The following is a 24837-nucleotide window of genomic DNA, read 5'->3' as shown; positions in this document are numbered from 1 at the left end:
CCTTGCAGCCCAAGGTCCGATTCGGCTCCGCGCCTGATTCAACCAGCATCCCCGAGGCACATCATTCATGCCACGATGAACGGTTACAGATCACGGAGCTTTTCCAAAAGCAGTTGGGTTGCGTACTGGTAGAGTTCCATGTCCATCTCGTACTTCTTGCTGATTTTTGCGACTGTGCTTTTCGAGAGACTCGCTATCAACGGCCGGTCTGGATTTACATTCGCCCTTTGATACTTGACGTACTGCCAGCCAAACTCACGTCTTAGAAGGTCAAGCGACGGATCGAACCGTTCCAGGATAGCGCATACTTCCACACCGTGTTTTAAGTTGTACTTCGCATCCTCCAGATTGGGCATAGTCATGTTTCCAGACACAAATCGAGTCTGAATGCATAAGTTCTCGTGTTCAAGTCGGGGGTCTTCGACATAGGCTTCAATCGGGTCCTCGTATGGATCGTAGAATGGGCTCTTGTTGCGAACGTGAAACCACGACACAACCTGCTCGATTGGATTCCGCAGTATGGTGACATAACTGCATTGTCTCGGAATGTAGCGATGCACCCCGTAGGCAAAATGACCTGAAAGTGTTTCTGCACAGTTTAGTTCAGCCAATAGGTTCACGACACCAGAAGGTTCCGCACCATACTTCATCGAACTGTACTTCACATTACTTTGATATTGTTGGCACATGATGTTTGTCAGTGTTGTTCCACCTGTTTTTGGAATGTGCATAAAGGTGAGTAGGTCACTGTCGGACCGTACTGTATAGTCTCCCGTTGAATTTATCATATTGAACGACTCTCTCCCCGCTTACACCTGCTATCATCATCGTATACAGACGCCCATAGGTGGGCACGTGCAGGCATAGTGTGTACGTTAAACCACGCCTTCGAACCTGAGCTACGCGAACAAGACAGATTCAACGGCCTCTGTTCCGATTCGTCGACTCTGCCTTCATGAGCGCTTCACCAAGCGCTCTCTCGCCAAATCGAAGTGTTCCGCCACTAAGCTACAGTTTTTTTTCAGGTACTCAAACATTTGACGCTGTAATCGCGCGACTTGTCTCAGCCGTTCCACTGAGTCGACCTCGCCGATGTCGTTGATACGCTTGTGTGTCGCAAAGATCAGTTGCTGAGTGAACGGCACCACGTCTTCATCCACCGCATAGACTCGAAACGCGTTCGTGATTTTCTGGAACAAAGATTCCACAAACGCTGGCAGTTCAACTCCAGAGTGTCTTTCGTGCAGCGCACATGCCCGTTCAACCATCGCGCAGTCACGGATGTCTGCCTCGGCCCGCTGTGCAAGACTCCGAAATTTGTCTCGGATTTCCACACTTTGCGCCAACAGATTTTGATACGCCCGTGCTCGTTCAGTACCACCTTGTACGGGCATAGGCAGACAAGAGCGTAAATCGTTCTGCAGGGGCTCCACACAAAAATGGTCAATGGCCTCCCGCAGTGTCATCAACTCCGTTCCTTCGATATACGCACCTCCCTCTGTGGCGTCGATAAAACGGGTATCCGGGTGTTGACGAATCCGTTGTTCAAACCAGGTTTTAAACTCGTACCATATTTTCGTTGTTCTGACGTAACCGCCGTCGACCCCCTTGACCTCGAACGCGGGCTGCGACTGCAACAGCCGAACTTGGTCGGCTAAGTAGTCTTCGGAGTAAGCGGATAACTGGCTGTGGGTCTGCTGGTCGGGTCCGAACGCTAAATCTTGCCCGACAAAAATGATGGGATTTGCGCCAACCCACAGAGCAAACTCGAACGCAAGGTGCGCTGACGAACCGCCACCGTTGAGCCCGACCTCACCACTCCCGATGGCCTGCTGAATCCACCGTCCCGTCGACTCTCCACTACGAAACACTGGTAGCCACGAGCCGGGAAATGTCCGGGGAATCCGCGGATCCATTAAAGTGAGTCCGACCATCACAAGTTGTTCAGGGATATCTTCTTGTTCAAAGTGGATATGGTACACGTTTGGGGTGCGCTCGGTCACGCAGATTCCGTCCGGAATGATGCCTCTGCGCAAGCACGGGCGCAACGCCGATTCCGCTGTCAGTAGAATCGATTTGCCGACGGCTTCACTGAGCAAATCCGCATTCCGGTCAAGGGATGGACCATTCGACACAATGATAGCTGGGCGACCCGCAAAGCATCGTTGGACGTCTGTCAATCGGGGACTGTCGAGAATTACATCGACATTATCGAGTGTATTGTACATACCAACTAAGGTGTCGTGAACGGAGTTCCCCACACTGCTTAAGTGTAATTCCAAGGTATTCAATACCCACTCGTGGATATCCAGGTACTCTCGCTTCTGATTGCGGTGCGCAAGCCACGTGAAAAATGCAGCCGGTTTAGTCGCTCGGAGCAGAAACTCAGGCGTAATGACGGCTGCGAGTTGAGTCTTAATCTGCTCAAGGTCGCCAACGACAAAATGGATGGAGGGGTTTGTCAGTACTGGCCGCATGTCAATCCGGGTGAGCATGGCGTAAAACAAGCTGATGTTGCGTTCAACGACCACAGTCTCCGTATACAGTTTTTTGCGTTTTGCGTACTCTAACAGCGGATAGCCGAACCCGCACCCATAGATAAAGCTAACGAATACGTCTTTGTAATCGAGTGTCTCTGCCCAGTGCTGCGCCTCAACCCAGGGGTCAACGAAACTGTTCGTGTGCACCTCGTTGCCACCCACACGCACAACACCGACAGGCCATCCTTTTTCCCCAAGCACTGTGGACACATCTGCTCCATTGGCAAACTCAAAGTTTCGTAATATCCCTCTCAGAGGTTCTGGCAGGCTGTCGATGTTGTCAGTCAGAATTGGATTATCCATGGTTTGACCACCTCTGTGCCTGCAAGACTGGCAATACCTCATACTCTAGGACATCCGTTGCATAGATTGTGTCCCGGTTTGCAAGACAGTCCAACACCTTTTCCAAGCCCTGGACTAGGGCGAAGAGCGTATCCGTCGACAGGCTCCCGTCGCCTTCACTCGCATCCACATCCAACTTGTCAAGCCATACCAGACACCCTTGCTGAAAGTACCCGAGTCCTTCATAGTCGTCACCCCGACGCCACGAAGCACAACCTTTTTCGATAGAGGTGACGAGCGCGTCTGTGTCAGGTGTCATAGGCATCATATTCTCCCTTTTTCCAGCGGCTCATGACGATATCCGAACCTTGTTGAAAAAACCAGTCAGCGTTTAACATCGTCGTCCGGCTCAACCACTCGTTGGCCTGATGAAAATAAGCCACAGGTCTTTGCATGGTTTGTACGTCCTCTGCATAAAACAACACATCCGGTTTCGATGTCAGCCATGCGTACCAATTTTCCACAGACCCGCGGAGTCTAGCTTCTAGGTTGGCCCGCTCGTTCTCCGAAGCGTGCTCCACAGCACTTCCCCCTTCCCGCTTAATCCACTAGCAATATATACTGCACCTCGATGGAGCGAGTGGACGCCCGCCCCGCTGAGGTTTAGCCATTAGGCACGTGGGCTGCAAACAGTGGACGTTGCGTTATACACTCGAGCCCATTTCCTGACTCGCTACACCCACTCGTCCCACACTTTCAATTCCTGAAAACGTATGGTGGTTGGAACACCGAATGAAAGGGGGGAAACTCAATGCCTAGTCGACTCATCACAGCGGAGAGAGACTTGCTTCGCATCCGACAGCGCCTGCTCGATCAGCGTCACACGACAGCTGCTCAAGCAATTGCGTACGCGGTGCACACCCTTCGCAGGATCCACAGATAAGAAACACTGACGATGTACGTGAGTCTGCGCTTCCCTGGAGGACGTGGACTCACGTGCTGGTCAGCCCTGCGACCCTTAAAGCAGGAACTTCCCACTCACTTGTCCCCGCCAATTAGGCATCCGTGGTTACCTCTGTCCCGCTCCGGCCATAGCATGGTGGAAGTTTTGATGGAACGCTGATTTTCAATGAGGTGAGTGCATTGGCATCCACACGCCATCAAGCCACTCGGCCGTGGGTCAAGGTTGAGGTGTGCCCGATTAAGAAGACGGTCTGCGTTCGAGTCAACGTTTCGTCTGACAAGCAGACCTCTTCCCCCTGCCATCGACATCGTCAACGGCGTCGATGCAACGCACCGAAGCCATCACCCATTCAGCGTGCACAGGTCTTTGGGAAGTATCACGGAACCGTGATTCCCGTTCGCGTGGACCGCAAGGGACGCCTGCTGACAAGTCCAGGCGTCCATTCACATCATGGCAACGTGACATTCCGAGAGGACACGCGGAACGTCGTGGCTACCCATGACTTTGCGCCCCTACCGCTTCAGGACGTCAGCCACGCCATAAAGTATGTCTACCTGGTCCACAACCTTGGTTCTGCTAACGCAAAAGTCGTGGTCCAGGTAGGCACGGATTGCGAAAATCTCGCAGAGGACCTCGAAGGCGCAATCACGATACCAGCCAATCAAGTGGTGATTGTCACCCCTTTGCTGTTCTCAAAGTATGTGCGCTTACTGTATCGCTCCTCTTCCTCAGACGAGCAAACGAAACTTCATATCGTATTCCAGGCACAAGCCGTCGGTTAACCTTACAGTGTTTCGCCCATTTTTTGATGTTTCGTGACAGACGTCTCACAATCCGCGCTAAAACAGGTACATACCCAAGCCATTCACCTACAATCTTTTGGACAGCCACCATATTTTGATTTCATCACTGCAAGGGAGATGACAACCGTGTCAACAAAGGTATTTTCAGAAGTCGCGTCCACGCTACGAAGTCAAGTCTTTCAAACGTCGCAATCCAATCTACAAGCACGCGTGTTCCAAACTGCGCAGACCAACCTGCGCGCCCGCGTCTTCCAGTCCCTGCACTCGCTGATGCAGGTAGGCGCCGTGCAAACTGCACAATCGAATTTGCACGCCCGGGTCTTCCAGTCTCTGCACTCCCTGCTACAAGCAGGCGTTGTGCAGACCGCGCAATCCAATTTGCGTGCCCGCGTGTTCCAGTCCCTGCACTCGCTGCTGCAAGCAGGCGTTGTGCAGACGGCGCAATCCAATTTGCGCGCCCGCGTGTTCCAGTCTCTAGCTTCTCTGCTGCGAATGACCTTGGTCCAATCCACCGCTTCAACAGCTGCCTTCGTGAAACTCGGCGGTCGCGCCACGGTCAGCACACAATCCACACACGTGGTCTCGTCGACTGCAACGTACTTCGCAGGCTTTACGGAAAATGTGTTGCAGTTGTCCGCCTTCGCATTTACGGTCAGAAATTCAAGCGCCGCAGGGAACGTCAACGCCAAAATTCAACTCAGTGCCGATGGTACCAACTGGTACGATGACCCTGGTTCCAACGTAGAAACCCTCACGGCTGGAAAAATTTTCACGTTTACACCTGGTAAGTTTACAGCCTTCACCCGCATCGCCTCCAAAAAAGCCAACGCTGCTGGCAGCACGTTACAAACTTTTGCTCAAGGACACGTATGAGCGAATTGATTTGCACCCCTGTCTCTGAAGGACACCTTGCCAAGACAGGGGTGCGCGGGTGGACCGGCATCATCTGGGCACGGGTTCAGCTCCGGTCAACGAACACGAGGGAGTGGTTGGGATGCGAGACTGCCGCGAAATTTTGGTTGACGCGTCCACGTCGATACGTCGCGCTATCGAGGTCATTGACAAAGACGCCCGGCAGATTGCGCTCGTGGTGGACCCTGACGCCCGGTTGCAGGGGACTATCACTGATGGAGATATTCGGCGCGCCTTGTTGCGCGATGCCTCCCTCGATGACCCCGTCGCTTCGGTCATGAATCGCAGTCCAACCGTGATTGGAGATGCAGACTGTGCATCGACTGCATATGTACTCATGGTCCAACGCGGTCTTCGCCGTATTCCAGTTGTCGATAGTGAGACTCGCGTGCTTGGCCTAGCGCTGCTCGAAGACTTTCTCCCCCCTCGCCCCCGCCCAAATTGGGCGATCGTAATGGCTGGCGGCCTTGGCTCCCGGCTGGCACCACTCACGGACCAGTGCCCAAAACCCCTCCTCAAAGTCGGACCCAGGCCACTTCTTGAGACCATCTTAAAATCCCTCATCGACCATTCGTTTCGCCAATTTTTCTTCTCAGTGAACTATAAGGCGGAAATGATTGAGGATTACTTTGGCACCGGTGAGAAGTGGGGGAGTAACATCGAGTATCTGCGGGAACGCAAACGACTCGGAACAGCCGGTGCACTGTCGCTGCTCCCCGAGGCGCCGAACAGCCCGTTCCTCGTCATTAACGGTGACTTGTTGACCAGCGTCAACTTCGACCACCTGTTGCAATTTCATGCGGAGAATCGCAGCATCGCCACGGTCTGCGTACGAGAATACACATACCGCATCCCGTACGGTGTCACTGTGATTGACGACCATCGGCTGCGGCGGCTGGTCGAAAAACCAGCGCAGAGAGTCTTCGTTAATGCTGGTGTCTACGTGCTTGATCCCGCAGTCTTGCGGTACATTCCAAAGGATACATGCACAGACATGACCGAACTCCTGCAACTCTTGCTGGCCAATGACCTCCCCGTCTCTACCTTCCCGATTCGGGAGTATTGGCTAGACATTGGTCGTATGGACGACTACCTGCGTGCAAACAACGAGTACGATGAGGTGTTTGGATGAAGGCTCTAGTCGTTGGATGTGGATCAATCGGCAGCCGCCACATGCGAATTCTGAAAGAACTGGGCCATGATACCGCTTTGGTAAGTCGACATCGCATGGACAGCTCCATCTACAGAAGCACAGCGGCGGCGTTGACACAACTGCAGCCGGATTACGTAGTCATCGCAAACCGGACACACGAACATCGGAACACATTGATGACCCTGCTCGACCGAGGGTACGACGGAACGGTGCTGGTCGAGAAACCTCTGTTCCATACCCCTTTGCCAGTTGACTCGACAGCAACTGGTCGCGTCTTTGTCGGATATAATCTGCGGTTTCATCCGGTCATGCGAGCACTCTGCGCACAACTTCAGTTCGAACGCATAATCTCAGCACAGGTCTACGCTGGACAGTACCTACCGACTTGGCGAAGACAAGACTATCGGCTCGGGTATTCGGCGAGACGAGCAGAAGGGGGAGGCGTTTTACGCGACCTCAGCCACGAACTCGATGCAACTTTGCACCTGTTTGGACACTGGCAGCGCGTTGCAGCAATGGGCGGGCGGTACAGTTCGCTCGAGATCGACAGTGACGACACATATGGACTGCTCATAGCAACGAACCGCTGCCCTCTCGTCAGCATACAGATCAACTACCTCGACCGGGCAAAGCGGCGAGAGATTCTCGTAAATACGGACAGACACACATACCGAGCGTGCCTCATTCACGACACGCTACAAGTGGACGACCTCGTACAGCACATGCCTAGCTCAATTGACGCAACCTACCGGGCCGAACACGAAGCGGTGCTCACAGGCGACCTCTCTGCACTGTGCACCGTCGAAGAAGCGCTGGTCACTTTGCAGTTAATAGATGCTGCGGAACAGTCCGCTAGTACAGGAAAGTGGGTGACTCGGTGAAGCGACTGTGTACCATCTGCGCCCGCGGGGGCTCGAAGGGTGTGACTGGCAAAAACGTCCGAGAACTCGGCGGCACGCCGCTCATCGCACATTCAATTTTGCAAGCGCGCGCATCGCGCCTGTTCGACGCCATTGCCGTGAGCAGTGACGACGAGGAAATCCTTTGCATCGCAAGGACTTACGGTGTCCCCTATCTGGTGCGGCGTCCACCTGAGCTAGCCACGGACGTGGCGCCAAAGCTGCCGTCTATCAGGCACTGTGCGAGTGACGTCGAGCAGCGAACGGGTCACGCCTTCGACACTGTCGTCGACCTCGATGTCACTTCACCCCTGCGGACTCCGGCAGACATCGCGGCAGCTGTTCAACTTCTGGAGGAAACAGGAGCCCACAATGTGCTTACGGGCACACCCTCGCGGAGGTCGCCGTACTTCAACATGGTCGAACTTGACCCATGTGGCCAGGTGCACCTGGCAAAATCACCCACACAGCAGATTGTTCGCCGTCAGGACGCACCACAGACGTACGACCTGAACGCTTCGATCTACGTGTGGACGCGTGTTACCCTCATGCACTCCGATATCCTGTTTCACGAGCAAACCCGGCTGTATGTGATGCCTCCGGAGCGGTCGCTGGACATCGACTCCGAACTAGACTTCGCGGTCGTATCGTTTCTGTGGAATGGGAGGTGTCTTCATGAGCCTAACGGACAAGAGTGCATTTGACCTGCTCGGCAAAGTCGCCTTAGTGACAGGCGGACTCGGTATACTGGGGCGACCGTTCTGTGAAGGGTTGGCTGAGCGCGGTGCATCTGTCGTGGTGGTCGACCTCGACGAAGGAAAGTGCACACAGTTCGCAGCGAAGGTGGCGCGCCAGTACGGTAATCCGGCGATGGGAGTCGGGTGCGACGTAGCGGAACCGGAGTCTGTTCGCAGCATGACCGAGCGTGTAGTCAGAGAACTTGGCGGGCTGCACATCCTCATCAACAACGCGGCTAGCAAGTCGAACGACGTAGCTTCGTTCTTCGCGCCCTTCGAAACCTACACACTCAACCAGTGGCGCGACATCCTCGCGGTCAATCTAGACGGAGCATTTCTCGTCGCTCAGTCTGTCGGAAACCAAATGATTTCCCAAGGCACTGGCGGTTCGATTGTCCAGATGTCATCGATTTACGGCTTGCTCGGGCCAGACGACCGCATCTATGAAGGCTCCAGCTACCTCGGTGTCAGCATCAACACTCCCGCTGTCTACTCTGCCTCCAAGGCGGGGATTGTCGGTTTGACCCGATACCTTGCTACGCGGTGGGCCAGGTACGGTATCCGGGTCAACTGCATCACCCCGGGCGGTGTTCAAAGCGGCCAGAACGATACATTCGTGAACCGCTACAGTGCGCGTGTCCCTCTGCAGCGAATGGCGAGACCGGAAGATTTGGTGGGTCCAATGGTGTTCCTGGCCTCTGCTGCATCGAGCTACATCACTGGCCAGAATCTGTTTGTTGATGGCGGATTGAGTGCCTGGTAGTCACTCCAGTAGCCACTCAAGAGGTCACTCCAGTAGTCACTCAAGAGCTGCTCGGCTCGCGTACACAGCGCCGGAAAACGAAGGCGAAGAGGTCGGCGCACACATCCGCAACCTCCACCGCGAGTCCTGCAGCACCGAAAATGGCGACCTTCATTCGATCCACTCGTCCTTGTCATAGCCACGCTTGGCAGCTTGACCGAGGACTTCCCAGTACCGGCTAGGCGCTAAACCTGTGCCCGGCCGCTTGACGACCAGGTTGCTCTCTGCGAAGCACTCCCCTGCCTTGATGGGACGACTCGCCACTAGGCTGCGGCGCACAACGGTGGCCGTCGTCATCTCTTCTGAAGTCGGCAGCTTGGCCGCGCTGCCGAGAGCTTCTTCGGCTTCGCGCACCCCGTGCACCATTGTCTGAAACTCCACCGGTTCCAGAGACGCCAAGTGGTCCGGCCCGGGGAGGTTGCGATTCAGTGTTAGGTGCTTCTCGATCACGACAGCCCCGCGGGCGACGGCCGCGATGGGTACAGCAATGCCCTCTGTGTGGTCGGACAGTCCGACCGGCAAACGGAACGCCGTCGCCAGAGTATCCATGGCGCGCAAGTTGACTGCACCTGGCAGTGTGGGATATTCAGACGTCGCATGCAACAGTGTGACGTGTGCAGCCAAGGAGGACTGCCCCGCTTCAGATGCATATGCGGTGCGAAAGGCCTCGCGCCCGGGTGGCGTCTGACCAGCGTCGGTCAGACCAAACGCCAACACAGATAGTGCCTCCTCAATCTCTCCGAGCGTAGACATGCCCGTCGACAAGATGACTTCTCTCTGACTTCTCCCGATGTGCAGCAGCAATGGCGCATGCGTGATGTCGCCGGACGCCACTTTGATGACGCGGACTCCGAGACCGACGAGGAGGTCAACACTGCGCTCGTCAAACGGTGTCGACAGAAACTCAACGCCTTTGTGTTTGGCGTACTGTTGGAGAATGCGGTAACTTTGCGCTCTAAGCTTCAACTTCCTCAGCATTTCGTACTGCGACTCGCCCGCGTCCGTCGTCTGCCGCTGGTACCCGGCTTTTGGCGACGACACGCTAACCAGGCTATCAGGGTCAAACGTTTGAAACTTCACCGCGTCAGCGCCAGCGGCAGCGGCAGCGTCGATCAGCTGTTTCGCCAGGTCGAGCGAGCCATTGTGATTCACACCCACTTCCGCAACGATCAAGCAGTTGTTCCGTTTCATCTACTTCCCCACCTCGAAAAAACGCTTGGACATCACGAACCCGACAGTCAAATGATGCTTGAGTGCTGTAACGATGCGCGGACTGCTCATGCCATCTCCGTAAGGGTTAACCAGGTTGCTGCAGTCCATCTCCCACGCTCGCTGGATAGCCGCCGGCAAGTCGTCGGTGAGTGGGTTACAGTGGATCACGGAAGCTCCACGCATACGCCCTTTCTGCCGCTCACCGATGTCGACAGTCGGCTTCTTCAGACTCGGCACCTCACAGATACCGCTTGATGAGTTCCCGACAACAGCGTCGACACAGTTGACCAGGCTGAAGTACAGCAACTGTCCTAGCGACGTGTAGACCGCGGCCCGACTGTTGCCACGAACATAATCGTCCACCATCTGCGACAGGCGGCGACCACCGGGATCGGCATTCGGTCTCGTAAACACGACACCCACATCTGGCTCGAGCCGGCCGAGCGCATTGAGCAGTGCTTGAAACTCTGCCACCGCGTCCGCTGCCCCCGCTGTTGGCGGGTGGTAGGTGACCAGCAGGTTGCGTTTTTGAAATGCGAAGCCAAGTTGACGCGCCAACTCGTCACCACGAAGCAGGTTTAGGTCGCGCAGTCCATCAAGTCCGGGGTGACCGACGTTGTAAACCAAGGCTGGGTCCTCGCCAAGCTGAATCACCCGCTCACGGGATAGGGCGTTCGTGACTAGGTGCAGTGAGGCCATCTTCGTGACACTGTGGCGGATGGCGTCGTCGAAGGCCCCTTGTGTCACGTCGCCACCAGCGATGTGGACAATTGGGATGCGGGAGAAGAACGCAGCCTGGGCAGCGGCAAACCACTCGAACCGGTCTCCCAGTCCCATCACGACATCCGGCGACAGTCGCGAGAACGTGTCGGCGAAGCCGATGCATCCGAGTCCGACCGACTTGATGACTCCGACGGACGTGTCGCTCGACAGCAACATTTCGACCTGGTCGGTTACGGGCAAGCCGTCGGCCTCAATCTCCTGAACGGTTTGGCCAAACTCGGGCGACAAGTGCATGCCAGTTGCGACGACCTGCAGTTCAATGTCGGGATCTGCCTGAAGAAAGCGTATGACACGTTTTTGCAGATGGTACTCTGAGCGGCTCCCGGTCACCACGCAAACCTTGAACTTACTCATTCGAACCACCGAGGTGCGCACTACTCGGCAGGTTGATGACTTCTGTCGCCAACTGCTCTGCAGTCGTGAGGGCCATACGGGGGCAGTCCTGATAGGTTTGCTGTCTGTGCAGCGCGGTCCACAGCGGGCGTGTGAGAATACCGGCTTGGTGCGTTTTCTCCAGCAATTCGTCGCGAACTCCGTCGGTCGCATCACAGAGGCGCAGTGCATTCAGCCAGTAATTGCTCTTTGCAAACACAGGTTCAGCAACAAACTCCACGCCGGGAAGGTCGGCAAAGGCAGCCTGGTAGCGCGCAGCAAGCGTACGTTTTTGCACCAGCAAGGAGGGCAGATTTTCGAGCTGAGCAAGCCCGAGCGCCGCGTTGAGGTTCGGCATGCGGTAGTTGTAGCCAATGGCATCGTGGTCGTAGCGCCAGGCGTGTGGTTGCTTGGCCACAGTTGTCAGATGCGCCGCGCGCGCAGCCAGAGTGGCGTCGTTCGTCAAGACTGCGCCACCACCGCCCGTCGTCACAGTTTTGTTGCCGTTGAAACTGAGCGCTGCTACTGTCCCGAAGGTACCGGTGTGCTGCCCTTTGTAATACGACCCGAGAGATTCGGCAGCGTCTTCGACGAGGTCGAGGCGAAATCGCCGACATATTGTCTGTATCGGATCAACGTCAAAGGGGTGCCCGAGTACGTGCACACCAATCAGCGCACGAATCCGGCGCCCCGTACGACGGTTGATGCAGCCCTCGACGGTAACTTCAGCAATATCAGCGAGGTAATCGCCCAGTTTATAAGGGTCGACCCCGAGCGTATCTGGGGCGCTGTCGACGACATGCGGGATGGCGCCACAGTACGAGACGGCGTTCGCGGTTGCGATGAAGGTGAGCGCAGGCACTAGCACTTCGTCACCAGGTTCAATCGGTACGAGCTTCAGGCAGGTGTGAAGTGCAGCCGTTCCATTGACGGTCGGGATCACATATTTCGCGCCTGTAAACGACGCAAGTTCTGCTGCGAACCTGTCGACAAAGTTTCCGACGGACGAGACCCAACCGGTGTCGAGGCACTCCTTGACATACTGCCACTCTGTGCCGACAAAAGTAGGTTCGTGCAGGGCAATCGGCCTGTCTGTCACCGGGAGCACCCGCTTCAGCCTCTCGAGGACCTCTGTCACCAGCGCTGTCCGGTTCATACGTGGTAGTCCTTGCCTTGGTACGAGGCGAGGTTTTCGGGATCGCAGAACCATCTGACTGTTCGCTCGAGGCCGCGCCGCAGTCCCACTGGTCCGGCAAAACCCGGAGACCACCCGGTCAACGCAAAGGCCTTTGTGTTGTCCGCGCAGAGGCGGTCCACTTCACTCCCGGGCGGACGCAGGCGTGTTGCATCCGTTTCAACCTGCACAGAGCACTCCATCACATCTGCGATGAGCTGAACAACGTCTGCAATGGAAGTTTCATAGCCGCTGCCGATGTTCGTGACTTCACCAACCGTCTGATCGGACGCTGCGATGGCGGTGAAGCCACGCACCGTATCGTCGACGAAGTTGAAATCCCTAGTCGGGTGAAGTGCGCCAAGTTGCAGGCGCCTGCGCCCACTGGCCAACTGCGTGATGACGGAGGGGATGACAGCCCGCAGCGACTGGCGCGGCCCATACGTGTTGAACGGTCTGATGATCGCTACAGGTGTGTCAAACGTCGCGTGAAACGACAATGCAAGCTGGTCGGCTGCGATTTTCGTCGCGGCGTAGGGGGATTGTGCGTGGAGCCGGTGGTCTTCAGTCATAGGAACATACTCAGCTGTGCCGTAGACCTCACTGGTGGAAGTGTGGACAACCTTTCGTACCTCGGCAGCCCGCGCGGCTTCCAGCACACGCAGGGTACCTGTGACATTCGTGTCTACGTACGAAACGGGTGACTGATAGGAGTATGGAATGCCGACCAATGCCGCGAGATGAAAGACGACGTCGCAACCGCGCATCGCGCGAAGGAGCAGCGTCTCGTCGCGTATGTCGCCAGCTACAACATCGATTTCGCTCTTGACGTCAGATGCAATGGAGTCTAGCCAGCCACACTGGCCAAATGCGTTGTACAAAACCAGTGCCGTGACGTGACACTGGTGGTGGCGCACGAGCGCTTCCACCAGATGTGATCCGATGAAGCCGTCCGCCCCTGTCACCAGGATGCGTGTTTCGTTCAGTTTCATAGCTCCGCCCCCGCATCGTAGCGTGTAGACGGTCACATCTTATTCTCGCGACACCGATGACGTTCCGTGCATCGACCCATTCTGCAGATGTCAGACCTGCGCGTCGTACAGGTTGATGCGCACCACCGCGGTCCTTAGCGGGTCATTTTGCGCACTGTTAGTTGACGGGGGGGCGGGGGGGACGGGCGTGACCGAGGGGGACGGGCGTAACGGGCGTGATCAAAATGGACGCTATGCAGAGTTGCAACGGTCAAATTGTACGTTAAGACGCCGAAGGTGACATAATTCGAGGGTTTCGTGATCAAAAAGTGCGCTGTATTCGCAAAAAGGGTGATTTCTGGCGATTCTACTCGTCACAGCGCACTATATGAGCGTTATTTCCGCCTAAACTCACCCTCCGCCGTCCTCAGCGATCATTTTGCGCACTGTGACTTGACTGTCGCGCTGGGCGTGATGGGCGCGATCAAAATGGACGCTATGCAGAGTTGCAACGGTCAAATTGTACGCTAAGACGCCGAAGGTGACATAACTCGATGGTTTCGTGATCAAAAAGTGCGCTGTATTCGCAAAAAGACCTGTTTCTGGCGATTCTACTCGTCACAGCGCACTATATGAGCGTTAATTCCGCCAAAACTCAGCTTCCGCCGTCCGCAGCGATCATTTTGCGCACTGTTACTTGACCGTCGCGCTCGGTGTGACGGGCGTGGCACAACGGGCGTGATCAAAATGGACGCTATGCAGAGTTGCAATGGTCAAATTGTACGCTAAGGAGCCGAAGGTGACATAACTCGATGGTTTCGTGATCAAAAAGTGCGCTGTATTCGCAAAAAGGGCGATTTCAGCCGATTCTACGCGTCACAGCGCACTATATGAGCGTTAATTCCGCCATAACTCAGCTTCCGCCGTCCTCAGCGATCATTTTGCGCACTGTGACTTGCCCACGGCCCACGACCGGGATCACGCAACTCCGCAACGATTAGCGACGCCTGTGTGGTTGAGCCACCCCACCCGACCCGTCATATCGAGACCCCGGCGAACGGTTCTCCCCCGCACGATCCCGGCGCACCCTTCGCCCCCGCACGGTCCGGCCCCAGCGTGGACGGCCAGACCAAGCCCGCGGCGCCGCAACCTACGCAAGCCCGCGGCAGTACGTGTTCCTACGCCAGCCTGCGCCGAACGATTTCCTCCACGATGAAGGATGCTACCTCCGGTGCCAGCGTGCCTGGGCCAAAGCCTGCGTCGTAGCCGAGTTCGAGCGCGAGTTCGTGCGAGATCCGCGGGCCGCCAGCGATGAGCACCAGTTTCTCGCGGATCCCCTCCGCCTCGAGCAGGTCGACCAGCGCGCTGAGCGTGTGCACGTGCGTGTCTTTCTGCGTCACCACCTGCGACACCAGGAGCGCGTCCGCGTTCAGCTCGACTGCCTTGCGCAGCAGCTCCTCCGGCGTGACTTGGCTGCCGAGGTTGAAGGCGTCAATCTCCGGATAGCGCTCGAGGCCATACTCGCCGTTGTAGCCTTTCATGTTCATGATCGCGTCGATCCCGACCGTATGCGCGTCGTCGCCGGCGCAGGCGCCGATGACCGTGATGTGGCGGCCAATGTTATCGCGGATGTACTCGTTGACCTCGTAGAAGTCCATCACCGTCGTCTCGACCTTCGGCACCTGAATGTGCGCGTAGTCGACCGTGTGCTCAGTGTTGCCGTACATCACGATGAAGGTGAAGCCTTCGCCGATGTCCTCGTGGTGGACCACAGTCGGGGTCGACAGGCCCATCTTCGCGCCGAGCTGCCGGGCCGCCTCTACCGCTTCTGGGCCGTCTGGAACCGGCAGCGAAAACGAGAGCTGCACCTTGCCGTCGTTCATCGTGTCGCCGTACGGGCGGATGCGGGAGAAATCAGGTTTCGCGACTTCGCCACGCCACGCCGACTGAACGGCGCCCTGTGCCGTGCCCTGTGCGTCACCCGGCGCTGTGCCCTGCCCAACGTTCTGCGCCGTACCCTGTGCCATGCCCTGTGCGTCACCGCGCGAAGAATCCAATGCGTTCACGCTCATGCCCTCACCCCCTCGCTCTGCACAGAATCTGCCGCAACATTCGCGTCTGCCAGCACACCTGAATCCCCCAACTCCGCAGCAAGCGCCGGAAGTCCAAGCCGCGCGCGCAGCTCGTCTTCGAACGGGTTGTAGTAGTCGGCGTCGCGGACGATCACGCCAGCCAGTCCCTTGCCGCCCGTCTCTGCGCGTTTGACGTCGGCGAACATGCCGCGGCCGAGCGCTTGGAAGAAGCCGATGGAGACGATGTCCTCGAGCGTCGCGACCGCCTCCGCCAGCACTGTGCGGGCGCGCTCGACGATGATCCCGTCCGCTTTGAACTCAATCTCATCGCCGAGGTGGCGTGCGTTGTTGAAGATGTACTTCGCGTTCTCAATCGCGAGGTGGCGGTCGTAGATGAGCGGCGTGTGAATCTGTTCCGTCATCATGCCGAGCAGTTGGATGCCTTGCTGTGTCATGACGCCAATCATGTTAAACATCGCATCCTGCACATGCCCGCGGAAGATGTTGCCCGTCATGTGCTTGGTCGGCGGCATGTACTTGAGCGGGGCGTCCGGGAAGATTTCCCGGGCCATCTGCGCCTGCGCCAACTCGTACAGGAACCCGTCCTCAATCATCGGGTTCATCTCAAACGCGTGCCCGAGTCCCATCTGCGCCTCCGGCAACCCAGCGCGCAGTGCAAACTGCTCGTTGATGAACTGCGATGCGAGCACCGTGTGGGCGGCTTCGAACCCGTCCGCCGTCGTCAGGTAGTTGTCTTCGCCCGTGTTGATGATGACGCCCGCGTACGCGTTCACCATGCGCGAGAACGACTGGTCGACGAGCGTGCGCTGCATGTTGATGTCGCGGAACAAGATGCCATAGAGCGCGTCGTTCAGCATCACGTCGAGGCGTTCAATGGCGCCCATCGCCGCGATCTCCGGCATACACAGCCCGGAGCAGTAGTTACAGAGGCGAATGTACCGGCCGACCTCTTCGCCGACCTCGTCGAGCGCTTCGCGCATGATGTGGAAGTTGGCCTGCGTCGCATAGGTACCACCAAACCCTTCCGTCGTCGGCCCGTACGGCACGAAGTCGAGAAGGCTCTGGCCTGTACTGCGGATCACGGCGATAATGTCCGCCCCTTGCCTCGCTGCGGCGCGCGCCTGCACGACGTCTTCGTAGATGTTGCCGGTGGCCACGATGACGTAGATGTACGGCTGCCGTCCTTCGCCGAGGCGGTCGAGCAAGCCGTCGCGAGTCTGGCGATTGCGGGCGACGCGGTCGAGCGACTCTATCGCCAGTTTGCGTCCGAGGTCGCGGATATCAGCCTCGGCTGCGCGCGGCAGGGTGTCGAGCTCGACGCTGCCCGCCGCAATGGCCTCAGCGAGACTCTGCGGTGTCAGCCCGGTCTGAAGCAAACCGTTGACGAATAGTCGCGTGACGCCGCCTGTCAACGAATGGGTCGCTTGCAGCGTCTGCACCACTGCGTTCGGCAGCGGCACTCCTTCTGCATCCACACCATCTACGCCAAGCAGCCTCAGGACGGTGCGTTCCACCGCCACAGTGCTGCGCTTGGAAATAAATTCGTCCACGGCGTCGGCGATTGTACTTGCCGCCGCTCTGCCGCGCCGAATGAGGGTTTCGTCGAGATGCAATTTCGATGTCATGGTTTTCCCTCCCCCAGGTATCGCTGGCTCTCTGTGAGAATTTCGTCCGCCAAGCCAAGCCACTTTGCCACTTGCAGGGCTTCGGCTGGCGGTGTGTCATCGGTCATTCGGACTAAGCGGTAGTCCATCGCGCGCGCCAGCCAAGTCAGGCGCTGCGCCTCCGTCTGGCTAGGCTCGGTTGGCGGCGAGACCTCGCCTGGCGGGACACTGCCTGCAACAGGCAACGCGCCTGGCGGTAGCCGCCCCGCGAGCCCGCGCACGCGAAACTTCGCCAGGCCCGGTTCCGCAACGGCTCCGGCCAAGTGAGTCGCGACAATCCAGACCGAGTTGCGCGGCTGTTCGCGGATCAAGCGCAACATCGCGACGACGAGCGCCTCGCCTTCGAGCGGATTGGTCGATCGCGCCGGTTCATCCAAGCACACGAAGCCGTCGCCGACGTCCTGCCAGAGCGCCCAGGTGTGTTCGAGGTTCGTGATCTCCCGACCGTAGGCCGACAGCCCATTGTCGAGGTCAGTGCCCGCGCGGCCGCAAAAGCGGATGAAACGAAACAGCCGCGTCTCGAACGCCTGCGCGGGCACCGGCAGACCGTACTGCGTCAAGGCTTGGCAGAGGCAGAGCAAACTCATCGCAACCGTTTTGCCGCCCATGTTCGCGCCGCAGAGGACGTTGGGTCCGAGGTCGGGATTGAAATCGAGCGGGACGTAGGCAGAGGCAGGTGGGCCGGGCGAGTTGGCGGGCGGCCGAGCCGAGCTCGATGCTGCAGACTGAGCCTGGTTGGCCAGTGGCCGAGCTAGGTCGCTAGTCGGACGAGCCGGGTTGGCGAGTGTAGCGTCGCCGCTGTCCTGTAGGCGCGCGGCTACAATCGGGTGAACCCCACCCTGGAGGCGAACGTTTTCTCCGATCGTCGGAACTGCGCCGTTCCACTGGCGCAGGAGGCGAACCTTCGCGACGCGCAAGTCGAGCGCTGCGATGTCCTCCGCAAGCCGCTGCAAGTCAGGCAGCAGCCCGCGCAGGGCGTCACAAAACTGCGCAAGCACGTAATCTTGCGCTGTCTCAAGCGCTTCCTTCGCCACCCGGAGGCCCGCTTCCGCTGCGGTCAGGTGCGGCGTGGGTTGCACCGCAAAGACCGCCTCAAACGGCGTGTTGCGCAACCACTGTAAGCGACCGTCAGCCATCAACTGCTCGGCGAGGGGGCGCTGCTGGGGCAGACGCAGCACGACGTGTCCCTCGCGCGTCGGCCGCACGCCAACCTCTTCCTGCCACGACTTGTCGCGGTCTTGTTTCGCCATGTGAAGGGCGTACGTCGCCTGGGTCAAGGCGGCGGCAGCGGTGCGCCAGGTGTCGTCGGCAACGTGATCGATGGCGAACGACGGCACTGCCACCTCGCCAAACTGCGCAAGGCTGGCGCTCCACCGGCTGGGCGATGTCCACTCGACTTTCGCCCTAGCATCTGCAACACCAGCGTCACCCCGTCCCGCGCCAGCCGATGCAGCCCCGGCCAATCCCGCGCCATAGAAGAGAAACTGTTTGAGCGCGAGTAGCTGTTTGACGGACAACACCGTCGCGGGCTCGGCGAGGGCAACGAGCGCGTCGGCGACATCTGGTACGTGCTGCAGGCCCTCCGCGATCGCGGCGATCGCGGTCGCGTCCAACCTTGCGACGTCAGACTTCAGTTGGTCGAATTCCCGCTCGGCTGCGGCTTCTTCGCCTGTGCGGTATGGCTGCAACGCCGCTTTGGCGCGGCGGCCAAACGGAGTCACAGGGGCAAACACCTGCCAGATGGTATGCCAGTGCAAGTCAGCGATGCTGTCGGGATTAAGGAACGGAGCTGGACGTGTCGAATTGACCGCCTGACGAGCCGTCGTCATCGCTCCGTCACCTCCTTATTCGCGGAGGCCGGAGCGAGGGCCGTCGGTGGGCCGGAATCCACAGCGTCGAACATCCGGTCTGCCGAAGCGAGAGATCCGCCGAGCGCCAAGGCGTCGAACACCGGCACGCCGGGAGCCAGCGCCTGAGCCGCGGCTGCCAGTTCGACGACCGGCAAATCGGCGCCGTTCACGCTGTGCGGGTTGACCGCAATCGCAGCAAGCGGCAGGGGTGTCCACACGGACAGGCGATGGCCGCGCCGGTACCACGATTCGAGCGCGGCGCGCGGCGCCAGCACCTGTGCCGGGTGGCCGACGACGAGATGGACTCCAGTCGGCGCCGTCGCATGCGCCAGCAATCCCTCGAGCAGCGAGGCGGTCAGCGCGCCTGGCACGTACACGGCGCGGACGGCGCTCAACTCCCCGGGCCAATCGGGGTGGAGCCACGGCCCTGTCGTAGCAGCAGTTTTCGGCAAGCAGACGAGCGTCATGGGGTAGTCGGGATGACCGCTGACACCATGCGGCACGTTTAGCGCGGTGCGTTCTGCGGCGCCGAGCGGATCTCCCTGTGCCGCACCAAGGCGGGCACCTTCGGCCGCGTCTCGGCACGCTTCCTGTGCCGCGGCGAGGCGGGCGCCTTCGGCCGCGTCTCGGCACGCTTCCTGTGCCGCGGCGAGGCGGGCGCCTTCGGCCGCGTCGTGCTCGGTGGCGAAGTGCCCCAACACACCGATTTCCCCCCGCTGGTAAGCAGGATGCAGTTCATCCCGCAGGTCCTCCGCAACCTCCGGCAACAAAAAGCGCTGGACAACTGGCGTAGCCTGGGCGATCACGGCATCCACCGTCGCCCCCGCCGTCGCCCCAACCGCCAGTACCGCGGCATCGACGAGGTGAGGTGCCGCGGCAGCAACGCGATCGAACGCTCCGTCAACCAAACACCACGTCGCGCCATAGTGGCGCAGGCGGGTCGCGACCTGCTGCACGTGTTGACGCTGTCGCACACCAGCCAACAGGACGTGTCCCGGACGCGTCACCTGCGCAACGAGCACTTGCCCGAGCGGCGAATCGATCGGCAGCGCCTCCAGGTACTCGAGGCCCGCATCAGATTCGGCGAGCGCTCCCTCCGCCGACGCCACCAGGGTTCCGACTGGCACCTCGACGGGCGGCTTACGGATGCCCATGATGGTGTCCAGTCGCTCTCCGTCGAGGCCGATCGAGAGGAGGCCAATGCGTTCGGACGTTGAAGACTGGGGTGACCCGGCGTCCGCCTGCAGCTGCGCAATGAACGCGTTGAGTGCAGTCGTCTTGCCGGCGTGCTTGGTTACGCCGATAAACGCTAGGTTGCGCCAGTTCCGCTCGCGGCACAGCGCTGGCAGATTGATCGCGAGACGTGTGATCTCGCCGGCGCCTTCGCTCGTGCTGCCGCCCGAGCCCGAGACTGTGATCTGGTCTGGCCGCCCGCCGACACGCACCTCGCTTCCCATCTCCGTCCGCCTCCTCTCGTCATTAGCTTGGCTTACTGCGCCCCGACTACGCTAAAAGCTCCAATTCGGTGGATGAAGCCGCCTTGGGCGGCTTCATAACCAATTTGAATGTCATTTTGACACCTACATCCATGGCCTGCGCCCTGTAGGTGTCATTTTGACACCTACATCCATGCCCCGCGCGCGGTAGGTGTCATTTTGACACCTACATCCATAGCCCGCGTCCGCTAGGTGTCATTTTGACTCCTACATCCATGGCCTGCGTCCGCTAGGTGTCATTTTGACACCTACATCCACGCCCCGCGCTCGGTAGGTGTCATTTTGACACCTACATCCACGGCCCGGACTCCGTAGGTGTCATTTTGACACCTACATCCATGGCCCGCGGCCGCTAGGTGTCATTTTGACACCTACATCCATGCCCCGTGCCCGCTAGGTGTCATTTTGACACCTACATCCTTAGCCCGCGCGCGGCAGGTGTCATTTTGACACCTACATCCTTAGCCCGCGCCCTCTAGGTGTCATTTTGACACCTAGGACGATGCAATGCGCAGCCTCAGCAGCCTCAGCAGCCTCAGCAGCCTCAGCAGCCGTCGTGCCTCACACCTGGCGCAACGCGGCGCGACGCCACCCTACCCTATCCTTCGTGGTGGTTGCGCTCCGAGCGCTTCAGACCCTTCGGCTCGAGCGACAACTCGACGTTGTTCAGCAACCGCGCCACGCCAATCAACTCGTCTTTATCTTTCGAGTGGTCGTGCGTGCAAGTCGGCGGGCAGCCCGCATCTTCGTAGACCGGCTCGTGGTAGGTCGTGATGACGCCTTCGAAGTTGCGTAAAATCAGCTTGCTGTGGCCTTGCGAGATCACGTAGTTCGGCATCACCGGGATCTTCCCGCCGCCCCCAGGGGCGTCGACGACGAACGTTGGGATAGCGTAGCCAGAGGTGTGGCCGCGCAGTTGCTCCATAATCTCGATGCCCTTCGACACAGTCGTGCGGAAGTGCTCCAGGCCCTCGGACAGGTCACACTGATAGAGATAATAGGGCCGGACGCGGATTTTGACCAGGTCGTGCAGCAGCTTTTTCTGGATGTGGATGCAGTCGTTGACGCCGCGCAGGAGCACGCTTTGGTTGCCGAGCGGGACACCCGCGTCGACCAGCTTCTCGCAGGACGCGGCCGCTTCCGGCGTAATCTCGTCCGGGTGGTTGAAGTGCGTGTTAATCCACACCGGGTGGTACTTCCGGAGGATGTTACAGAGATTGTCCGTGATGCGCTGCGGGAACACAACCGGCGCACGCGTGCCCATCCGGATGATTTCCACGTGCGGAATGGCCCTCAGGCTGCTGATGATGTACTCAAGAATGCGGTCGTTGACGAGCAGCGCGTCACCGCCGGACAGCAGCACGTCGCGAACTTCCGGATGGTTGCGGATGTAGTCGATCGCGGCGTCCAACTGCGGCTTTGGCACCGCGTGGCCGACCTGGCCAGAGAAGCGCCGACGTGTGCAGTGGCGGCAGTACATCGAGCACTGGTTCGTGATCAGGAACAATACGCGGTCCGGGTAACGGTGCGTAAGTCCGAGCACAGGCGCGTCCATGTCCTCGTCGAGCGGGTCTTCCATGTCCCACGGCGAGCGCTGGATCTCGTTCGAGAGCGGCACAGCCTGCAGACGGATCGGGCAGTTCGGGTCATCGGGATCCATCTGCATCGCGTAGTACGGCGTGATGCGCAGCGGAATCGTCTCTTTCACGTGCTCGATACCGTACGTCTCCTCGGGAACCAGGTTCACAACTTTGCCGAGGTCCTCGATTGTGTTGACGGTGTGCGTCAACTGCCACTTCCAGTCGTTCCACTGCTCGTCGGTGACGTCCTTCCACAGCTCGATGTCGCGGAAGTGACGGTGTTTGGTGCCGTACGTAATGTTGTGTTCGGTTATGCTCATGGATAAAGGCCTCCTTGTATGTTTGATCCCGGCAGTAAACCTGGGGGTGCGCCCAAGCCCTTTGCCTCGCCTGGTGCTAAAGCAAGCATCCTCGGGATGCCCTACCTCTCCGCCTCGCCTGGTGCTAAAGCAAGCGTCGAGTCGGAGAGGCAGGGCACCCCGTACGTTTCATAGCCGGAACCCTTGCAGCGCGGGTAGGAACGTAGTAACTCGATTTCAGACAGCTGACGTGCTTGCTACATACTCAAGGGCTGGCCCATCACGAAGCGTCTGCATCCGGTGACGCCCTCGCTGCGACATGCTCGCTTTAGCGCTAATGGCGCAGCGAGGGTGGCAGCGGCTGGCGGACAACGACCGTGACGGACCGCCCGCCCTATTCGAACTTCGCCGCGAACGCCGCCATCAGCTCCGGGCTCTCGCGCACGAGTTGCAGCGCGTGCTGTGCGTGGCCGCGCGTGTAGCCGTTGCCGATGACCATCTCGACGTCCTTGCCGACGCCCTCCGCGCCGAGCGCCGCAGCGGTAAAGCTCGTCGCCATGCTGAAGAAGTAGACGGTGCCGCCCTCTTTCGCGCAGAGGATGGACGACATCTCCGTGTTCGGGACGTTGACGCAGTTGATCACGACGTCCGCCAGCCCCGGTCCGGTCACCTCTTGAACGGCGCGCCAGACGTCGGCCGGGCGGGTGGCATCGAGATCGAGCACAGCATCCGCCCAGCCCAAGGCTTCCAGACGAGCCTTCGCCGCGGCGCCGTAGTCGACTGCGATGATGCGCGCGTCAGGTCCCGCCGACAGCCGCGCTTGGCGCAGCACGGTGAGGCCGGACTTGCCGCTCGCTCCGAGGATCACGACGGTATTACCGGGCTTCACCAGCTTCGCCGTCTGAGCAGGCGCGCCGCAGACGTCGAACACGGCGAGCGCAACGCGATCGGGCACATCGTCTGGCATCTTCGCGTAGATACCGCTTTCAAACAGGATTGCATGACCGTCAATGGCGACTTGCCCGGTTTTCAGGTCAACGGTTTTGATGGCGTCGATGGTCAGCGGCGTCAGCGACAGCGACACCAGCGTCGCAATGCGCTCGCCGACTTTCAGGTCACCGCGGCTTGCGATGACGGGTCCGAGCGCGTCGATGCGGCCGATGAGCATGCCGCCCGAGCCGGTGACCGGGTTGTGGTGCTTGCCGCGATTGCGGACGATCCGCTGCATGATGTCAGCGACCGCCTCTGCCGTTACTGTGCCGTCCGCCGAATCTTCGGCGGCCTCGGCCTTGATTTGCGCGAACGACGCGGAGTCGATGTTCAGCATCTCGACGGCGATGCGGATCTCGTTGTCCCAGAGTTCCACGCTGTCGTCGACGCGCCACGCGCCCTGCGGCATCGCACCGACGGGTTCAATCACGCGGTGCAACCCGAACGGATCGCCGTGCCGCCAGTCCGTCGCTGTTTGCGAAGTTCCGGACGCTTCTGATCCCGCTGATGTGCTCGACGATGTGGCCGACGATGTGGCCGACGATGTGCTCGACGTCAGTGTGACTTTTGCTTCGTTGTACGAGTCTTTTGAGCCTTGTATCGATGATGCCTTGCCTTCCACGTCAAAACCTCCTCGCGGTAGAGCAGACCTTCTCACGAAGAGATAATGCAAGAACCATGCCAAGACCAATTGGATTGTGAAGGAAGGGCGTGTTGTCGGAGGTGTGGTGGGGGGTGATGTGGCGGCGGGGGGATGTGGGGGTGCGGCGGCCGAAGCGGCCATACCGCCAATTTGGCGCAGAGGTCGGGGCTAACCGCCGGGATCGACCGCTTCGTACGGCCAGAATGGCGCTATCGGGTAGTTACCGCCAATTTGGCGCAAAGGTCGTGGCTAACCACCGGGATCGACCGCTTCGTACGGCCAGAATGGCGCTATCGGGTAGTTACCGCCAATTTGGCGCAAAGGTCGGCCTGAATAGCGCCAATATGGCGCTATTCGACCCATGCCGAGCAGGATAACGCCAATATGGCGCTATCAATAGGTGGCTAACATCTGATAGCGCCAAATTGGCGCAAACCACGCGTAGCGATAAGCTATACGGCCATTATGGCGCTATTGCAGGTGGGTATAGCGCCATAATGGCGCTACCGAGTCAAATCTCCCATGCTTAGCGCCATAATGGCGCAATCTCTCGCCACTTGCCCCAGCATAGCGCCAATTTGGCGCTATTGGAGTCTAGTTGGGCCAAATAGCGCCAAA

General features: G+C 59.0%; 22 protein-coding genes. 8 read left to right on the top strand and 14 right to left on the bottom strand.

The features are described from left to right. Window positions 1-83: 83 nt before the first annotated feature. The 4 genes from JC200_RS12000 to JC200_RS11985 all read right to left on the bottom strand — a co-directional run bounded on the left by JC200_RS12000 (window position 84) and on the right by JC200_RS11985 (window position 3403). The gene (locus JC200_RS12000; protein WP_274431937.1) at window positions 84-788 is read right to left on the bottom strand and encodes a sulfotransferase family 2 domain-containing protein; all 705 of its coding nucleotides are present in this window, start codon (window positions 786-788) and stop codon (window positions 84-86) included. A gap of 165 nt (window positions 789-953) precedes the next feature. After that, entirely contained in the window at window positions 954-2843 is a 1890-nt protein-coding gene (locus JC200_RS11995) for a motility associated factor glycosyltransferase family protein (RefSeq protein ID WP_274431936.1), read from the bottom strand. Next, entirely contained in the window at window positions 2836-3141 is a 306-nt protein-coding gene (locus tag JC200_RS11990; protein WP_274431935.1) for a hypothetical protein, read from the bottom strand. The genes JC200_RS11995 and JC200_RS11990 overlap by 8 nt, the downstream gene beginning before the upstream one ends. Next, on the bottom strand, window positions 3131-3403 hold the full coding sequence (locus JC200_RS11985) for a hypothetical protein (RefSeq protein ID WP_274431934.1): 273 nt from the start codon (window positions 3401-3403) through the stop codon (window positions 3131-3133). Before JC200_RS11985 ends, JC200_RS11990 begins: the two co-directional genes overlap by 11 nt. A gap of 230 nt (window positions 3404-3633) precedes the next feature. Between JC200_RS11985 and JC200_RS11980 the strand changes: the two genes are divergently transcribed. From JC200_RS11980 to JC200_RS11950, 7 genes are all read left to right on the top strand, one after another. After that, the gene (locus JC200_RS11980) at window positions 3634-3765 is read left to right on the top strand and encodes a hypothetical protein (RefSeq protein WP_274431933.1); all 132 of its coding nucleotides are present in this window, start codon (window positions 3634-3636) and stop codon (window positions 3763-3765) included. 200 nt (window positions 3766-3965) lie between these two features. Next, window positions 3966-4568: a DUF6385 domain-containing protein gene (locus tag JC200_RS11975; protein WP_274431932.1), complete on the top strand. Its 603-nt coding sequence runs from the start codon at window positions 3966-3968 to the stop codon at window positions 4566-4568. Window positions 4569-4715: 147 nt separating this feature from the next. Then, on the top strand, window positions 4716-5462 hold the full coding sequence (locus JC200_RS11970; protein WP_274431931.1) for a DUF6385 domain-containing protein: 747 nt from the start codon (window positions 4716-4718) through the stop codon (window positions 5460-5462). A 58-nt stretch (window positions 5463-5520) separates the two neighbouring features. Continuing rightward, window positions 5521-6633 carry a nucleotidyltransferase family protein gene (locus JC200_RS11965; protein ID WP_338000171.1) on the top strand — a complete coding sequence of 371 codons (1113 nt, stop codon included), beginning with the start codon at window positions 5521-5523 and terminating at the stop codon, window positions 6631-6633. Beyond that, the gene (locus tag JC200_RS11960) at window positions 6630-7535 is read left to right on the top strand and encodes a Gfo/Idh/MocA family protein (RefSeq protein WP_274431930.1); all 906 of its coding nucleotides are present in this window, start codon (window positions 6630-6632) and stop codon (window positions 7533-7535) included. The genes JC200_RS11965 and JC200_RS11960 overlap by 4 nt, the downstream gene beginning before the upstream one ends. Continuing rightward, window positions 7532-8257, top strand: a complete 726-nt coding sequence (locus tag JC200_RS11955) for an acylneuraminate cytidylyltransferase family protein (protein WP_274431929.1) — start codon at window positions 7532-7534, stop codon at window positions 8255-8257. Before JC200_RS11960 ends, JC200_RS11955 begins: the two co-directional genes overlap by 4 nt. After that, window positions 8229-9053: an SDR family oxidoreductase gene (locus JC200_RS11950; RefSeq protein WP_274431928.1), complete on the top strand. Its 825-nt coding sequence runs from the start codon at window positions 8229-8231 to the stop codon at window positions 9051-9053. The genes JC200_RS11955 and JC200_RS11950 overlap by 29 nt, the downstream gene beginning before the upstream one ends. Before the next feature lie 150 nt (window positions 9054-9203). On the opposite strand, the gene neuB is transcribed toward JC200_RS11950, so the two are convergent. From neuB to JC200_RS11900, 10 genes are all read right to left on the bottom strand, one after another. Then, window positions 9204-10283 carry an N-acetylneuraminate synthase gene (gene neuB / locus JC200_RS11945; protein ID WP_274431927.1) on the bottom strand — a complete coding sequence of 360 codons (1080 nt, stop codon included), beginning with the start codon at window positions 10281-10283 and terminating at the stop codon, window positions 9204-9206. Beyond that, window positions 10284-11441 (bottom strand): UDP-N-acetylglucosamine 2-epimerase, encoded by a 1158-nt coding sequence (neuC, locus tag JC200_RS11940; RefSeq protein WP_274431926.1) that lies wholly within the window; start codon window positions 11439-11441, stop codon window positions 10284-10286. It lies immediately after the preceding gene. After that, entirely contained in the window at window positions 11434-12615 is a 1182-nt protein-coding gene (locus JC200_RS11935) for a LegC family aminotransferase (RefSeq protein WP_274431925.1), read from the bottom strand. The genes neuC and JC200_RS11935 overlap by 8 nt, the downstream gene beginning before the upstream one ends. Next, window positions 12612-13625: an NAD-dependent 4,6-dehydratase LegB gene (locus tag JC200_RS11930; RefSeq protein ID WP_274431924.1), complete on the bottom strand. Its 1014-nt coding sequence runs from the start codon at window positions 13623-13625 to the stop codon at window positions 12612-12614. Before JC200_RS11930 ends, JC200_RS11935 begins: the two co-directional genes overlap by 4 nt. Window positions 13626-14782: 1157 nt before the next feature. Continuing rightward, entirely contained in the window at window positions 14783-15676 is an 894-nt protein-coding gene (locus tag JC200_RS11925) for a lysine 5,6-aminomutase subunit beta (RefSeq protein ID WP_274431923.1), read from the bottom strand. Further along, on the bottom strand, window positions 15673-17322 hold the full coding sequence (locus JC200_RS11920; RefSeq protein WP_274431922.1) for a lysine 5,6-aminomutase subunit alpha: 1650 nt from the start codon (window positions 17320-17322) through the stop codon (window positions 15673-15675). Before JC200_RS11920 ends, JC200_RS11925 begins: the two co-directional genes overlap by 4 nt. Beyond that, a complete protein-coding gene (locus tag JC200_RS11915; protein WP_274431921.1) occupies window positions 17319-19190 on the bottom strand; it encodes a MutS-related protein in 1872 nt (623 codons plus the stop codon). The genes JC200_RS11920 and JC200_RS11915 overlap by 4 nt, the downstream gene beginning before the upstream one ends. Further along, complete coding sequence (locus JC200_RS11910) at window positions 19187-20668, bottom strand: lysine 5,6-aminomutase reactivase subunit KamB (RefSeq protein ID WP_274431920.1); 1482 nt, start codon at window positions 20666-20668, stop codon at window positions 19187-19189. Before JC200_RS11910 ends, JC200_RS11915 begins: the two co-directional genes overlap by 4 nt. Before the next feature lie 637 nt (window positions 20669-21305). Further along, on the bottom strand, window positions 21306-22607 hold the full coding sequence (ablA, locus tag JC200_RS11905) for a lysine 2,3-aminomutase (protein ID WP_274431919.1): 1302 nt from the start codon (window positions 22605-22607) through the stop codon (window positions 21306-21308). 373 nt (window positions 22608-22980) lie between these two features. Then, the gene (locus tag JC200_RS11900; protein ID WP_274431918.1) at window positions 22981-24198 is read right to left on the bottom strand and encodes an L-erythro-3,5-diaminohexanoate dehydrogenase; all 1218 of its coding nucleotides are present in this window, start codon (window positions 24196-24198) and stop codon (window positions 22981-22983) included. Window positions 24199-24338: 140 nt separating this feature from the next. Between JC200_RS11900 and JC200_RS11895 the strand changes: the two genes are divergently transcribed. Continuing rightward, window positions 24339-24596, top strand: a complete 258-nt coding sequence (locus JC200_RS11895) for a hypothetical protein (protein WP_274431917.1) — start codon at window positions 24339-24341, stop codon at window positions 24594-24596. Window positions 24597-24837: the final 241 nt, after the last annotated feature.

Source organism: Alicyclobacillus sp. ALC3, from assembly GCF_028751195.1.
Lineage (GTDB): Bacteria > Bacillota > Bacilli > Alicyclobacillales > Alicyclobacillaceae > Alicyclobacillus_L.
The sequence above is the reverse complement of the archived record's forward strand: the minus strand, read 5'-3'. Positions and strand labels throughout refer to the sequence as shown.